The following is a 14,749-nucleotide window of genomic DNA, read 5'->3' on the forward strand; positions in this document are numbered from 1 at the left end:
CCCGGCGTAGGGCGGATAACCGCGCGCGGTCATCCGCCATGATCGGCTCGCGTCCCCCATCCCGGTATGCGCCGCCGCCCAGCACGAACGCCTTCCCCCGCCCCATCTGATACCCAAATTCCATATCGACCTGAAGCTGTTTTACCCCCGCCCCAGCCCTTAGATTGCAGGCTCCGGCCGGCGCCCCGTCTCCCCCCTCGACGGCGGTCGCCGGCTGTTCATTTCTTTCGGGACTGTACAGATGAACAAAGCAACGACGGAACCTGCCTACAACTACAAGGTGGTTCGCCAGTTCGCCATCATGACCGTGGTATGGGGCGTGATCGGCATGGGGTTGGGCGTACTGATCGCCTCGCAACTGGTCTGGCCCCAGATGAACTTCGACCTGCCCTGGACCAGCTTCGGCCGCCTGCGGCCGCTGCATACCAACCTGGTGATCTTCGCCTTCGGCGGCTGCGCGCTGTTCGCCACCAGCTACTACACGGTGCAGCGTACCTGCCAGGTGCGACTGTTCTCCGACACCCTGGCCGCCTTCACCTTCTGGGGCTGGCAGGCGGTGGCGGTGATCCTGCTGGTCAGCCTGCCGCTGGGCAACACCACCACCAAGGAATACGCCGAGATCGAGTTCACCGGCGCGATCTGGCTGGCGATCGTCTGGGTCGCCTACGCGGTGGTGTTCTTCGGCACCCTGATCAAGCGCAAGGTCAAGCACATCTATGTCGGCAACTGGTTCTTCGGCTCGTTCATCCTGACCACCGCGATGCTGCACATCGTCAACCACATGTCGCTGCCGGTGAGCTGGTTCAAGTCCTACTCGATGTACTCCGGCGCCACCGATGCCATGGTCCAGTGGTGGTACGGGCACAACGCCGTAGGCTTCTTCCTGACCACCGGCTTCCTCGGCATGATGTACTACTTCGTGCCCAAGCAAGCCGGGCGCCCGGTCTACTCCTACCGGCTGTCCATCGTCCACTTCTGGGCGCTGATCACCCTGTACATCTGGGCCGGCCCGCACCACCTGCACTACACCGCGCTGCCGGACTGGGCGCAGTCGCTGGGCATGGTGATGTCGCTGATCCTCCTGGCGCCGAGCTGGGGCGGCATGATCAACGGCATGATGACCCTCTCCGGGGCCTGGCATAAGCTGCGCGACGACCCGATCCTGCGCTTCCTGGTGGTGTCCCTGGCGTTCTACGGCATGTCCACCTTCGAAGGCCCGATGATGGCGATCAAGACCGTCAACGCCCTCTCCCACTACACCGACTGGACCATCGGCCACGTCCACGCCGGCGCCCTCGGCTGGGTCGCGATGATCACCATCGGCTCGCTCTACCACCTGATTCCCAAGGTCTACGGGGTCGAGAAGATGCACAGCGTCGGCCTGATCAATGCGCACTTCTGGCTGGCCACCATCGGCACCGTGCTGTACATCGCCTCGCTGTGGGTCAACGGCATTACCCAGGGCCTGATGTGGCGCGCGGTCAACGAGGACGGCACGCTGACCTACTCCTTCGTCGAGTCGCTGGTGGCCAGCCATCCGGGCTTCATCGTGCGCCTGGTCGGTGGCGGGTTCTTCCTCACCGGCATGCTGCTGATGAGCTACAACACCTGGCGCACGGTACGCCAGGCGCGCCCGGAAGGAATCCTCGCGGCGGCCCGCATGGCCTGAGCCGCGACAGCGCGTCCCTTCCCTTCCCTTCCCGAGCCTCGCCCGCCACGCTGCGGGCAAGGCTCGACAGCCGACGAGGAGAATCATCATGGAATTCAGCTGGAGCGAGATCCTGCTGGAGCTGCTGGCGGTCGCCGTGCTGTTCTTCGGCGTGCATTGGAGCCTGCGCCACGCCAAGACCCTGGACCAGGCGAGCATGCTGCCGTTCGCCGACGACGAGGAGGTGGCCCGCCGGGTCGAGCGGGAAACCGGCAGGAGCCGCACCGGCTGCGGCTGTCCCGGTCGCTGCCAGGGCGACTGCCGGCACTGGGACAAGAATTGGCCGGCATGACGCCGGCCAGTCGCTTCAGGGCTTTATCTTCTTCAGCTCGTTGAGCAGTTCCAGCAACTGCGCGAGCTTTTCCTCGCCGAACCGCTCCTGGATGCGCTGGTAGTTCTTCTCCATGTCGCCGCTCATGGAGACGAAGCACTGCTGGCCCTTTTCCGTCAGGTTCACGTAGACCCGCCGCTGGTCCTTGGGCGCCTTCCAGCGCCGGACGATGCCGTCGCGCTCCAGGCGCGCCAGCACGCCGGTCATGCTCGGGCGCAGGATGCAGGCCTGGTTGGCCAACTGGTAGCTCTCCATCTCGCCCTGCTGGCGCAGGATGCGGATCACCCGCCACTGCTGCTCGGTGAGGCCGTGCTGGTTGAGGGAGGGGCGGAAGAAACTCATCGCGGCTTCGCGAGCCTGCAACAGGGTCAGGGTCAGGGAGGGTCTTGGCGTTGACATAGGGTCCGAGCTTGGATGACTGGTTTCGAAAGTGCAGAAGAGTAGCGGAAAAAACACAGGCTGCATGCGGGTATGCAGAAGGAAATCAACGGTTTCCGCCGTGCAGGGCCAAGCCCAGCGCGAGCAGGCTGCCGACGCCGCAGACGGCCATCACCAGCGCCATCGGCAGCACGCCGGGCAGCGCCAGCCAGCCGACCGCCAGGCTGGCCAGGCAGCCGAGGCCGAACTGCCCGGACACCGCCACCGCCGAAGCCGCCCCGGCCTGTCCGGGATACAACGCCAGCAGGCTGGCGATGCAGTTGGCGCCGAGCAGGCCGGTGACGCTGACGAAGCACAGCAGGCCGGGCACCAGCGCCCACAACCCGCCCCGCTCGCCGAGCGCCGCATAGCCGAGGAGGAACAGCCCGGACACGCAGCCCAGCAGGCTGCCGGCCCGCAGCAGCGGCCGCGGACCGTGGCGGCGCACCAGGCGCGCGCTGCACCAGGTGGCGAGCATCACGCCGAGGATGTTCAGGCCGAAGAACCAGCCGAAGCGCTCCGCGCGCACGCCGAAATGCTCGATGAACACGAAGGGCGCGGCGCTGATGTAGGCGAACATCCCGGCGAACGCCAGCCCCATGCACAGCACGTAGCCCAGCGCGCGACGGTCGCCGAGCAGCCGCCCATAGGCGAGAAAGGCCTGGGCCAGGCTGCCGCCGCGGCGCTCCGGCGGGTGGCTTTCGGCGACCCGCCAGACCGCCAGCAGGCAGAGCCCGGCGAACAGCGCCAGGACCACGAACAACGCGCGCCAGCCGGCCCAGAGCATCAGGTAGCCGCCGAGCAGCGGCGCGGCCAGCGGTGCCAGCATGGTCACCATGTGCATCAATGCCAGCATCCGGGCGGCCTCGCCCAACGGATAGAGGTCGCGCACCATGGCCCGAGCCAGCACCGACGCGGCGCCGCCGCCGAGGGCCTGGAGCACCCTCAGCAGGACCAGTTGCCCCGCGCTGTCGGCCAGCGCGCAGGCCAGGCTGCTGAACAGGTACAAGGCGATACCGGCCAGCAGCACCGGGCGCCGGCCGAAACGGTCGGACAAGGGGCCGTAGAACAGCATGCCGACGCAGAAGCCGACCAGGAAGCCGCTGATGCTCCGCTGCACCTGGGCATCGCTGGCGCCGAGATCGGCGGCGATCGCCGGCAGGCTCGGCAGGTACATGTCGATCGACAGCGGGCCGAACGCCACCAGCGCCGACAACAGCAGCAACAGGCGTCGTTCGCCGCTTCCGACCTGAATCCTCGATGCACTCGCAGGCACGCTCGCCCTCCTCTTCTTCGCCTTTCGGTCCAGACGACACCGCCGTGCACGCGGATGCAAGTTCGCCGTCCGGGAAATCCTCGCGCCGCGACCTCGTTCACCCTGGCAGCGCGCGGGCCTGGCTCCTTTCGCGGGCCGACAACGTTAACAGATTAACCAAATGCGCAGAAGGCGAAAGATTCCAGGCTGGCTTCGCTCTCCAGCGCCTTACCGTCAATGCTCGATGAGCATGGAAAGGGGCAGAGGCTAGCGAAGCTTCCGGGAGGATCGCCAACACTTCATTAACAAGTTAACAATATGCTAAAACTCACCGTGCAATCGGCGTCACCCATACCTACAAGAACAACAACCAAGGGAAGAATCGATGATCACGGCATGCCCCCGCCCGTGCGCCTGGCGCAGCTATGCGCTTGGCCTCGGCCTCCTGCCCCTCGCCGCGCAAGCGGAATTCCTCGCGGACAGCAGCGCCCACCTCGACCTCCGCAACTTCTACCAGTTGCGCGACTACCGCCAGCACGATGCGCCCCAATCGCAGGCCGGCAACTGGTCGCAGGGCTTCGTCCTGCGCCTGCAATCCGGTTTCACCGGCGGCCCGCTCGGCTTCGGCCTGGATGCTACCGGGCTGCTCGGCGTCAAGCTCGACTCGGGACGCGGGCGTAGCAACGATGGCACGCTGCCGTTCGGAGCGAATTCGAAGGAGCCGGTGGACGACTACAGTCACCTCGGCCTGACCGCCAAGCTGCGCTATTCGCAGACCCAGCTACAGGTCGGCATCCTCATGCCGCAACTGCCGGTGGCGTTCCGCGACGACGTGCGCCTGTTGCCGCAGACCTTCGACGGCGCGCTGCTGACCTCCAGCGAGATCGAGGGTCTCACCCTCACCGCGGGGCAATTGTGGAAGTCGCGCACTCGCGAGTCGGCCGGCAGCGACGACATGTACATCATGGGCCGCGACAAGGCCCACGCCAGCGACGAGTTCAATCTCGCCGGCGCGACCTACGCCTTCACCCCTCGGCTCAGCGCCAGCTATTACTACGGCCAGCTCAAGGACATCTACCGGCAGCACTATCTCGGCCTGCTGCACACCCTGCCGCTGGGCGAAGTGCTGTCGCTGCGCAGCGACCTGCGCTACTTCGACAGCGGCGAAGACGGCGCGGCGATCTCCGGGCCGGTGGACAATCGCAACCTCAACGCCATGCTCACCCTGCGCGCCGGCGCCCACGCCTTCGGCATCGGTGTCCAGAAGATGATCGGCAACGACGCCTTTCCGGTGCTCAACGGCTACACCACGCCCTACGTGGCCAACCTCATGGCCTACCAGACCTTCACCCGACCGCAGGAGAAATCCTGGCAACTGCGCTACGACTACGACTTCGCCGGCCTCGGCCTGCCCGGCCTGAACCTCATGACCCGCTATGTACAGGGCCGCGACATCGACCGCGGCGCCGGCCGTGCCGACGACAGCGAATGGGAGCGCAACACCGACCTGTCCTACGTGATCCAGAGCGGACCGCTGAAGAGCGTCGCCTTGAAATGGCGCAACATCACCTACCGCAGCCGCTACGGTGCGGACCTGGACGAGAACCGCTTCATCGTCAATTACACGCTAAAGCTCTGGTGAAGCGCGGCCCCTTGGGGCCGCAGGCACCTCAATCCTCGAGTCGCAGGTGCAAATGCTGCTTCTTGCCCAGGCTCAAGCGCAGCCCGTCGACCTCGCCCGCCAGCGGCGCGTCCGGATCGCTGACCGGCGTGCCGTCCAGGCGCAGGCCGCCGCCGGCGGCGAGGCGGCGGACCGCGCTGCGGGAGGGCTGGATCGCGTGTTCCAGCAGCAGGTCGGTCAGCGACAGTCCCTGCGCCAGGCGCGCGCGGGATAGCTTCATCACCGGCAGGCCGCTGTCCCGCGTACCGTCGGCGAACACCCCGCGCGCGGCATCGGCGGCGGATCGCGCGGCGTGCTCGCCGTGCGCCAGGGCGGTGGCGGCATTGGCCAGGACCACCTTCGCTTCGTTCAGCTCGGCGCCCTGCAAGGCGCCCAGGCGGCGCACCTCATCCATCGGCAGTTCGCTGAACAGGGCGAGGAAGCGACCGACGTCGCGATCATCGCAGTTGCGCCAGAACTGCCAGAAGTCGAACGGCGCCAGGCGCTCGGCGTTGAGCCATACCGCACCCTGCGCCGACTTGCCCATCTTGCGCCCGTCACTGGTGGCCAGCAGCGGCATGGTCAGGCCGAACAGCTGGGCGCCGCCCTGGCGTCGCGACAGCTCCACGCCGTTGATGATGTTCGCCCACTGGTCGGCGCCGCCGAGTTGCAGGGTGCAGCCGCGCCGGCGCGACAGTTCGACGAAATCGTAGGCCTGCAGCAGGGTGTAGCCGAACTCGAGGAACGACAGCGAATGCTCGCGGTCCAGGCGCTGCCTGATGGCGTCGAAGGTCAGCAGGCGGTTGATCGAGAAGTGCCGGCCGACCCGGTCGAGGAACTCCAGGTAGCCGACGCCGTCCAGCCATTCGGCGTTGTTCACCAGGCTGTCGTCGTGCAGTTCGACGTAGCGCGAGAAAACCCGGGCGATGCCGTCGATATTGGCCTGGATCTGCGCCTCGGTGAGGATCGGCCGGCTCGAATCGCGGAAGCTCGGATCGCCGATCCGGGTGGTCGCGCCACCGATCAGCAGCAACGGGCGGTGCCCGGCCTTCTGTAGCCAGCGCATCAGCATCAGGCCCTGCAGGTGGCCGACGTGCAGGCTGTCGGCGGTGGCGTCGAAGCCCAGGTAGGCGGTTGCCGGACCGGCGGCCAGGTGCGCGGCGAGGCCGTCGCGGTCGGTGCACTGGTGGACGAAGCCACGCTCTTCGAGCAGGGCGATCAGGTCTTGCTGATGGGTCGGGACGGACACGGGTATCTCCTTTGGCACGGTGGATGCCCGAGGAGACAGGTTGGGAGGGAGTTCACCGGACCGCCGCCTCGGGCGGTTCGGGAATGCAGCGACGCATCTACCGCCTCAATGAGGGAGCAGATAGGCGTAATAGCGCTTGAAGGTCAGGGCTGCACGATTCATGCGCGGAACTCTACGCGCCTGTGCCGGGCTGTCAAGACTGGAAAGCGCCTCGACACGAACCGAAGCACTTCCCCGCAACAGAAGCGCAGCCTGGGAAAGTTTGCCCGCCAGTTATCCGCACAAATTTATGACGCCGGTTTCTCTACTTTGAAAAACAACGCAAGACCGGACATGGACTTCAATAACTCGACCGGAAGAAACCTATCAGCAAGGCAGTTGAATTTTTTCCGAAAGCAATAATTCGATACTTTTCTGGATTGGCGCATCATCTCGTAAAAATAGCGAACCGCTTCCCAGTACCCACGAATATCAATGGATCAGCAATATCCAGATGCTTATCGCGGCATTCGAAAAAACATCGACCAATTCCACTGACAGAATATCGGCGTCATTTGCCTAGCATGGATATTCCAGGTTCAACCTATCAACTTCCCAGATTGACACTCTCGCCGGCAGATCAGTAATTTTCAGCGACCAGCCGGCAAAGTACTTTTCCAGAGCGGCTGGCAACCGATAGTCACTCTATCTTCGCAAACCGATGTTTATGCGAGAGGGCCGGCTATCGCTCAAAACTTGATTGATGAAGGAATAGCGCCATGCAACTCGCCACACTTCAGGAACTGAGCTTCGATGAAATCGACCAGGTATCGGGCGCCGGACTCTTCAGCTTCGTCGGCGATGCCATCGTCGATGTGGTCAAGGTGTCCAACGACCTGCTCAACACGTCGGTCATCTCTTCGGTCGGCAAGGTGTTCAACGCCGTCGGCCTGACCCCCATCCATCAACTGGCCGACACCCTCGGCTACGGCGTGTTCAAGGGCGTCGCCGCGGTCGGCGGCCTGCTCGGCGGCGACACCAGCCGCATCGATTACCACTACGACACCGAGTGGACCTGATCCCAGGACCTCGGCCCGCTCCCGTCGCGGAGCGGGCCTCCACCGTCGCCGGAGACCCGGACGCCCCCGGCGGCGACCTAGGACCCGGCAACCGGGAAGGGGCGACCAGCGCCCCGATCAGGAGAACCGCCATGCACGACCCCATCCAGCAAGCCGACGCCTTCGTCGGCGATCCCGACCAGGAATCCGGCGGCCTGTCGCGCCGCAGCTTCCTCGGCAAGAGTGCCACGCTCGGCGCGGTCGGCCTGGTGGCCGGCTGGACCCCGGCCTTCGTCATCCAGCCCGCCGAAGCCGCCGCCAGCAGTTGTCCGGCGCCGGCAGGCTTTCCGGCCGGCCTCGAACTTTATCGGCGGGCGTTCCGCAACTGGTCGGGGGAAATCGCCGCCGACGACCTCTGGAGCTGCGCCCCGCGCACCAACGAAGAGGTTCTCGCGGTGGTCAACTGGGCCTGGCAGAACGGCTTCAAGGTGCGCCCGCGCGGCATGGGTCACAACTGGTCCCCGCTGCTGCTGAAAGGCGGCGAGAACTGCGAGAGCCGCATCGTGCTGGTGGAAACCAGCCGTTACCTGACCCGCGTACGGATCGACGCCCAGGGCGAGTTCGGCCTGTTCAGCGCGCAGACCGGCGTCACCATGGAAGCCCTGCTGAAACAACTGGAGCGGGTCAAGCTCGGCTTCGTCGCCACGCCGGCGCCGGGTGACCTGACCCTCGGCGGGGTGCTCGCCATCGACGGCCACGGCACCGGCATCCCGGCGCAGGGCGAAAGCCGCCTGCCGGGGCAGAGCTACGGCTCCCTGAGCAACAGCATCGTGGCGCTGACCGCGGTGGTCTGGGACGGCGCCGCCGGACAATACGTGCTGAAGACCTTCCGCCGCGACGATCCGGCCTGCGCGCCGTTCCTCGTCCACCTCGGACGCGCCTTCATCGTCGAGGCGACCCTCCAGGCCGGGGTCAACAAGCGCATGCGCTGCCAGAGCTACGTGAACATCCCGGCGAGCGAGATGTTCGCCGCGGCCGGCAGCGGCGGAAGGACCTTCGACAGCTTCCTGCAGAAAAGCGGACGCGCCGAGGCCATCTGGTTCCCCTTCACCGACAAGCCCTGGCTGAAGGTCTGGACGCCGACCCCGCGCTGCCCGTTCGGCGCCCGCGCGGTCAACGGCCCGTTCAACTACCCCTTCTCCGACAACATTCCCAAGGCGCTGTCCGACCTGCTGGCGGCGATCAACACCGGCCACCCGGAACTCACCCCGCTGCTCGGCAAGCTGCAGTACGACCTGGTAGTGGGCGGCATGGCGCTGACCCTGGGCTACGACCTGTGGGGCTGGAGCAAGGACCTGCTGCTGTACATCAAGCCCAGCACCCTGCGCGTCACCGCCAACGGCTACGCGGTGCTGACCCGGCGTCGCGACGTGCAGCGGGTGATCAACGAGTTCTACCTGCAGTACCAGACGATGGTCGCCGCCTACCGCGCCAACGGCCACTACCCCATGAACGGCCCGGTGGAGATTCGCGTCAGCGGGCTCGACCAGCCCGGCGAGTCGATCGTTCCCGGCGCCCAGGTGCCCAGCCTGTCGGCGATCCGTCCGCGCCCCGACCAACCGGAGTGGGACACGGCGATCTGGCTGGACATCCTCAGCCTGCCCGGTACCCCGCAGGCCAATGCCTTCTACCACGAGTTCGAGGCCTGGCTGTTCGACCACTTCAGCGGCGACTACGCCTCGCTGCGGGTGGAGTGGAGCAAGGGCTGGGGCTACAGCCCCGCCGCCGCCTGGGACGAGCCGACGGTGGTCGACCAGTTGGTGGCGCAGTCGCTACGCCAGGGCCTGGTCGCAGACAACGATTGGGACAGCGCCGTGCGCCAGTTGAACGAAGCCGATCCGCATCGGCTGTTCAGCTCGCCGCTGCTCGACCGGCTGATGCCATGAAATGCCGCTATGCGAGGCCGTACTGACTCGGACGAAGAGCGGTTGGCCGGAGCCGATATGAATGAGCCCTCGATACGGCGTTGACTTGTTCAACAGGTCTTATCGAGGTGTCGCACGAACCGGCCTTAATCATTCGCAAAGTTTACCCGGAGTGGCAAACCTTCATCCGCCGAATATTGAAACTCATTGTCAAACGAATTATCGAGCCCATGAAAAACCGCTAATCCTGGCAGTTCATCCCACTCTTTCGGATTAGTACCATCGAATGGCTTTCCAGACTCACGGAAAGCCTAAAGGAGATATATGAAATGAAAGAACTCAATGACATTGAAGTCACCTGCGTTTCGGGTGGAACTCTTTCCGGCATGATCGTAGGCGCCGTCGACGGCGCCGCGACGGGCATGGCAATCGGCGGGAAATGGGGCGGTGCCGGCGGCTTCGGCTTCGGCGCTCTTTCCCAGTTGGTCGGCCTGATCGTGCCAACCGCCATGGGTGCTATTGCCGGGGGCACGGTCGGTCTCTTCACCAATGCAGAGACGGCTGTCGGTTACTTGGGCCAATACCGGGAAAACTTCGGTCCCGGTGATGTAGGCCGCACCACCATCTAATTAGAAAAGTCGCACTCCGGCACTTCATGCGTTTGAACTTTCGCAAGGGTGTCGGAGTGTCATGCAAGTATTATTCGAATCCAGGATCCAGCCACCATGTTTCGCCAGGAAGCCCTCGACGCCCAGCATGCCGGCGGCCTGGGCGAGATCGTGCTGATCCGCCCGGTCTCCTTCACTTTTCTCACCCTGCTGGCCGCGGCGATGGCGCTGCTGGTGGTGGGCTTCTTCCTGTTCGGCAGCTACACCAAGCGCAGCACCGTCAGCGGCCAATTGGTGCCCGCCAGCGGCCAGGTCAAGGTGCACGCGCCGCAGGCCGGCATCGTGCTGCGCAAGTTCGTCCAGGAAGGCCAGGCGGTACGACGCGGCGAGCGCCTGATGGTGCTTTCCAGCGAACGCTACGGCAGCGATGCCGGGCCGGTGCAGGCCGGCATCAGCAGGCGCCTGGAACAACGCCGCGACTCCCTGCGCGACGAACTGGAAAAGCTTCGCCGCCTGCAAGACGACGAGCGCGACAGCCTGACCAGCAAGGTCGCCAGCCTGCAGCGCGAACTCACCACCCTCGCCGCCCAGACCGACAGCCAGCAACGCCTGCTGGCGCTGGCCAGCGACGCCGCCGCGCGCTACCAGGGGCTGATGGACAAGGGCTACATCTCCATGGACCAGTTGCAGCAGCGCCAGGCCGAGCTGCTCGGCCAGCGCCAGACGCTGCAAGGCCTGGAGCGCGAACGCACGTCGCTGCGGCAGCAGTTGACCGAGCGCCGCAACGAACTCGCCGGGCTTTCCGCGCGCCAGGCCAACCAGCTCGCGGAAACCCGCCGCCAGCTCAGCGCGGTGGAGCAGGACCTGGCCGAAAGCGAAGCCAAGCGCACCTTGCTGGTCACCGCGCCGGAGAGCGGCATCGCCACCGCCGTGCTCGCCGAAGCCGGGCAGACCGTCGACAGCTCGCGTCCGCTGCTGAGCATCGTTCCCGCCGACACCCCGTTGCAGGCCGAACTCTACGCGCCGAGCAAGTCCATCGGTTTCATCCGGCCGGGCGATGCGGTGCTGATCCGCTACCAGGCCTATCCGTACCAGAAGTTCGGCCAGTACCACGGCAAGGTGCAGTCGATCTCCCGCGCCAGCGTCTCCTACGCCGAGCTTTCCAGCATGGTCGGCGGCGTCCCGGGGCTCGGCCAGGATGGCGAGCAGCTGTACCGGCTGCGGGTAACCCTCGACGACCAGGCGGTGACCGCCTACGGCCAGCCGCGTCCGCTGCAGAGCGGCATGCTGCTGGACGCCGACATCCTCCAGGACACCCGGCGCCTCTACGAATGGGTGCTGGAACCGCTCTACAGCCTGACCGGCAAACTCTAGGAACGACCCATGGCCTTTCTCGACGCTCTCGCCCTGCGCCTGGGCCGCCGCCTGCCGCTGGTGCTGCAGACCGAAGCCACCGAATGCGGCCTGGCCTGCCTGGCGATGATCGCCGGCTACCACGGCCACCATACCGGCCTGATGGAACTGCGCCGGCGCTTCTCCGTATCGCTCAAGGGCATCTCCCTCAAGCAACTGATCCAGACCGCCCACCGCCTCGGCCTGGGTACCCGCGCGGTGAAGCTCGACCTCGGCGACCTCGGCAAGCTCAAGCTGCCCTGCGTGCTGCACTGGAACTTCAACCACTTCGTCGTGCTCAAGGCGGTCGACGGGCGCGGCGCGGTGCTCCACGACCCCGCCCACGGCCAGCGCCGGCTGGGCCTGGAGGAAGTCTCGCGGAGCTTCACCGGGGTAGCCCTGGAACTCTGGCCGGAGAGCGGCTTCGAGAAACAGGAGGCGCCGCCGCGGATCAAGCTGCTGGGCATGCTCGGCAAGGTCACCGGGCTGTACCGCTCGCTGGCCCAGGTGCTGCTGCTCGCCGGCGCGCTGGAAGTGTTCTCGCTGATCAGTCCGTTCTTCCTGCAATGGACCATCGACAACGTCATCGTCAGCGAAGACCGTGACCTGCTCAGCACCCTGGCCATCGGCTTCGGCCTGTTGCTGCTGATGCAGCAGGCGGTCAGCGGGGTGCGCGCCTGGGTGATGATGCACATGAGCACCCTGCTCGGCGTGCAGTGGCAGGCCAACGTCTTCAGCCACCTGCTGCGGCTGCCCGCGCAGTATTTCGAGAAGCGCCACCTGGGCGACGTGGTGTCGCGCTTCGGCGCGGTGAACAGCATCCAGCAGACCCTCACCGCGGCCTTCCTCTCGGCGGTGCTGGACGGCCTGATGACCGTCGCCACCCTCGGCATGATGCTGCTCTACAGTCCGCCACTGGCGGCCATCGCCATCGCCGCCATGAGCCTCTACGCCCTCGGCCGCTGGATCTGGTACCGGCCGTTGCGCAACGCCACCGAGGAGCAGATCGTCCACGCCGCGCGCCAGCAGAGCCACTTCCTCGAGACGGTGCGCGGCATCCGCCCGCTGAAGCTGTTCCAGCGCCAGGACGAGCGCCGCTCGGTATGGCTCGGCCTGCTGGTGGAACAGATCAACGCCGGCCTGCGTACGCAGAAGCTGCAACTGTTCTACCAGCAGCTCAACGGCCTACTGTTCGGCGTGGAGAACCTGCTGGTGATCTGGCTCGGCGCGACCATGGTGATGGACGGCCAGTTCAGCGTCGGCATCCTGATGGCCTTCAACGCCTACAAGTCGCAGTTCGACAGCCGCGTCGGCAGCCTGATCGACAAGTTCTTCGAGCTGCGCATGCTCCAGTTGCAGGGCGAGCGCCTGGCCGACATCGTGCTCCAGGCCCCGGAGGTCAGCCACGGCGACATCCTCCCGGAGAACCTCCGCGAGCGCGAGGCGAGCATCGAGATCCAGGGCCTGCGCTACCGCTACGCGGAACAGGAGCCCTGGGTCCTCGACGGCCTCGACCTGCGCATCGCCGGCGGCGAGTCGGTGGCCATCGTCGGCCCCTCGGGCTGCGGCAAGAGCACCCTGTTCAACGTCCTGCTGGGCATCCTCCCGCCAGTGGAGGGACAGATCCGCATGGCCGGCCTGGACCTTGCGCAACTGGGCCTGGACGGCCTGCGCGAACTGGTCGGCACGGTGCTGCAGGACGACGTGCTGTTCGCCGGTTCGCTCAGCGACAACATCAGTTTCTTCGACCCGCAACCGGACATGCCCTGGCTGCTGCAGTGCGCGCAGATGGCTGCCATCCACGATGACATCCAGGCCATGCCGATGGGCTACAACACCCTGGTCGGCGACATGGGCACGGTGCTCTCCGGCGGCCAGAAGCAGCGGGTGATGCTGGCCCGGGCGCTGTACAAGAAGCCGCGCATCCTGTTCCTCGACGAAGCCACCAGCCACCTCGACGTACACTGCGAACAGCGGGTCAACGCCGCCATTCGCGCGCTGCGCATCACCCGCATCATGGTCGCCCATCGGCCCGAGACCATCGCCTCGGCGGACCGCGTGATAGTCCTCGGCCAGGGCAAGGTAAGCCTCGACGAAAGCACCGCGCGCCTGGCCGAACGCCAGGCCGCCGCGGCGCGGGAGCAGGCCTGATGCGTGCCCTCGCCGGCCTGTTGTGCGGCCTGCTCGGCCTGGTTCCCGGCGCCGCCGCCTACGAGCCGGACGTGTTCGGCACCGCCGGCCAGGTCGCCGGCCAGGCCTACTACGACGCCCTCGCCGCCCAGCGCAGCCTGGCCGCCTCGCGGCAGGTCGCGGAGCTGGCGGCGCAGAACCTGGAAGCCGCCGACGCCAAGTACCGGGCCGGCGCCGCCGCCCTTTCCGATCGCCTGCAGGCGCAGACCGCGCTGTCCCAGGCGAGCCTCGCCCAGGTCCGCGACGAAGGCGCCCTGAGCAACGCCCTCGGCGTCATCGCCCTGCGCATGGGCCTGGCGCCGGATACCCCGCTGCGCCTCTCCGGCGAGCTGGAGGCGCAACCCGACACCGGCTTCGTCAAGGCCATCGACGAGATGCTCGCCGAAGCCCGCCGCGAGCATCCGGCGCTGCTCGCCGCCCAGGCGCGGCTGAAAGCCGCCGCCGCCTCGGTGGAGGAAAGCCGCGCCGCCGGCCGGCCGAGCCTGGCGCTGAGCGCCAACCTGGCACGCAGCCATAGCGACCAGGCGATGGCGTTCAACGGCGATACCCGCGAACGCGACCGCAGCATCGGCCTGCAACTGAACATCCCGTTGTTCGAAGGCTTCGAACGCACCTACCAGGTCCGCAACGCCCTGGCCCGCCGCGAAGCCAGCGAAGCGGAGCTGGCCGACACCGAGCAGCAGGTTTCGCTGGAGGTGTGGAACAACTACCAGTCGCTCAGCGTCGAGACCCGCAGCCTGGCGCGCACCCGCGAACTGGTCGAACAGTCGCGGCAAAGCCTGGAGGTGGTGCAGGGCCGCTACCGCTCAGGGGTCGGCAGCATGATCGAGCTGCTCAACGCCCTGACCGCCTACGCCAGCGCCGAGGACCAGCACATCCGCGCCCTCGGCAACTGGCAGACCTCGCGTCTGCGACTGGCGGCGAGCCTCGGTCGCCTGGGTTTCTGGAGCCTGCGCTGAAAAGCCCGGGAAGCGCCG

Annotated in this window: 12 protein-coding genes; 9 read left to right on the forward strand and 3 right to left on the reverse strand. The window is 66.4% G+C overall.

Going from position 1 to position 14,749, the window contains the following annotated elements:
- Window positions 1–241: 241 nt before the first annotated feature.
- Together ccoN and HMPREF1224_RS23350 are read left to right on the forward strand one after the other, a co-directional pair.
- A complete protein-coding gene (gene ccoN / locus HMPREF1224_RS23345) occupies window positions 242–1,669 on the forward strand; it encodes a cytochrome-c oxidase, cbb3-type subunit I (protein ID WP_003093467.1) in 1,428 nt (475 codons plus the stop codon).
- An 88-nt stretch (window positions 1,670–1,757) separates the two neighbouring features.
- Window positions 1,758–2,000 (forward strand): hypothetical protein, encoded by a 243-nt coding sequence (locus HMPREF1224_RS23350; RefSeq protein ID WP_003093468.1) that lies wholly within the window; start codon window positions 1,758–1,760, stop codon window positions 1,998–2,000.
- A gap of 15 nt (window positions 2,001–2,015) precedes the next feature.
- Here HMPREF1224_RS23350 and hpaR read toward each other — a convergent pair whose 3' ends face one another.
- Both hpaR and HMPREF1224_RS23360 read right to left on the reverse strand, forming a co-directional pair.
- Window positions 2,016–2,438 (reverse strand): homoprotocatechuate degradation operon regulator HpaR, encoded by a 423-nt coding sequence (gene hpaR / locus HMPREF1224_RS23355; RefSeq protein ID WP_003093470.1) that lies wholly within the window; start codon window positions 2,436–2,438, stop codon window positions 2,016–2,018.
- Window positions 2,439–2,523: 85 nt separating this feature from the next.
- A complete protein-coding gene (locus HMPREF1224_RS23360) occupies window positions 2,524–3,732 on the reverse strand; it encodes a Bcr/CflA family multidrug efflux MFS transporter (protein ID WP_010793444.1) in 1,209 nt (402 codons plus the stop codon).
- A 364-nt stretch (window positions 3,733–4,096) separates the two neighbouring features.
- Between HMPREF1224_RS23360 and HMPREF1224_RS23365 the strand changes: the two genes are divergently transcribed.
- The gene (locus tag HMPREF1224_RS23365; RefSeq protein WP_010793445.1) at window positions 4,097–5,353 is read left to right on the forward strand and encodes an OprD family porin; all 1,257 of its coding nucleotides are present in this window, start codon (window positions 4,097–4,099) and stop codon (window positions 5,351–5,353) included.
- Between the two features lie 28 nt (window positions 5,354–5,381).
- Here HMPREF1224_RS23365 and tyrS read toward each other — a convergent pair whose 3' ends face one another.
- Window positions 5,382–6,620: a tyrosine--tRNA ligase gene (gene tyrS, locus HMPREF1224_RS23370; protein WP_003105684.1), complete on the reverse strand. Its 1,239-nt coding sequence runs from the start codon at window positions 6,618–6,620 to the stop codon at window positions 5,382–5,384.
- A gap of 758 nt (window positions 6,621–7,378) precedes the next feature.
- Between tyrS and HMPREF1224_RS23375 the strand changes: the two genes are divergently transcribed.
- The 6 genes from HMPREF1224_RS23375 to HMPREF1224_RS23400 all read left to right on the forward strand — a co-directional run bounded on the left by HMPREF1224_RS23375 (window position 7,379) and on the right by HMPREF1224_RS23400 (window position 14,731).
- A complete protein-coding gene (locus tag HMPREF1224_RS23375) occupies window positions 7,379–7,678 on the forward strand; it encodes a hypothetical protein (RefSeq protein WP_003093477.1) in 300 nt (99 codons plus the stop codon).
- 131 nt (window positions 7,679–7,809) lie between these two features.
- Complete coding sequence (locus tag HMPREF1224_RS23380) at window positions 7,810–9,603, forward strand: cholesterol oxidase substrate-binding domain-containing protein (protein ID WP_003121911.1); 1,794 nt, start codon at window positions 7,810–7,812, stop codon at window positions 9,601–9,603.
- 308 nt (window positions 9,604–9,911) lie between these two features.
- Complete coding sequence (locus HMPREF1224_RS23385) at window positions 9,912–10,211, forward strand: type I secretion effector TesG (RefSeq protein WP_003093484.1); 300 nt, start codon at window positions 9,912–9,914, stop codon at window positions 10,209–10,211.
- A gap of 96 nt (window positions 10,212–10,307) precedes the next feature.
- Window positions 10,308–11,564: an HlyD family secretion protein gene (locus HMPREF1224_RS23390; protein ID WP_003093492.1), complete on the forward strand. Its 1,257-nt coding sequence runs from the start codon at window positions 10,308–10,310 to the stop codon at window positions 11,562–11,564.
- Between the two features lie 9 nt (window positions 11,565–11,573).
- Window positions 11,574–13,733, forward strand: coding sequence for a peptidase domain-containing ABC transporter (locus HMPREF1224_RS23395; protein WP_003105688.1), 2,160 nt, complete (start codon window positions 11,574–11,576; stop codon window positions 13,731–13,733).
- Window positions 13,733–14,731, forward strand: a complete 999-nt coding sequence (locus tag HMPREF1224_RS23400; RefSeq protein WP_010793446.1) for a TolC family protein — start codon at window positions 13,733–13,735, stop codon at window positions 14,729–14,731. Before HMPREF1224_RS23395 ends, HMPREF1224_RS23400 begins: the two co-directional genes overlap by 1 nt.
- Window positions 14,732–14,749 lie beyond the last annotated feature (18 nt).

Source organism: Pseudomonas sp. P179, from assembly GCF_000478485.2.
Classification (GTDB): Bacteria; Pseudomonadota; Gammaproteobacteria; order Pseudomonadales; family Pseudomonadaceae; genus Pseudomonas; species Pseudomonas aeruginosa.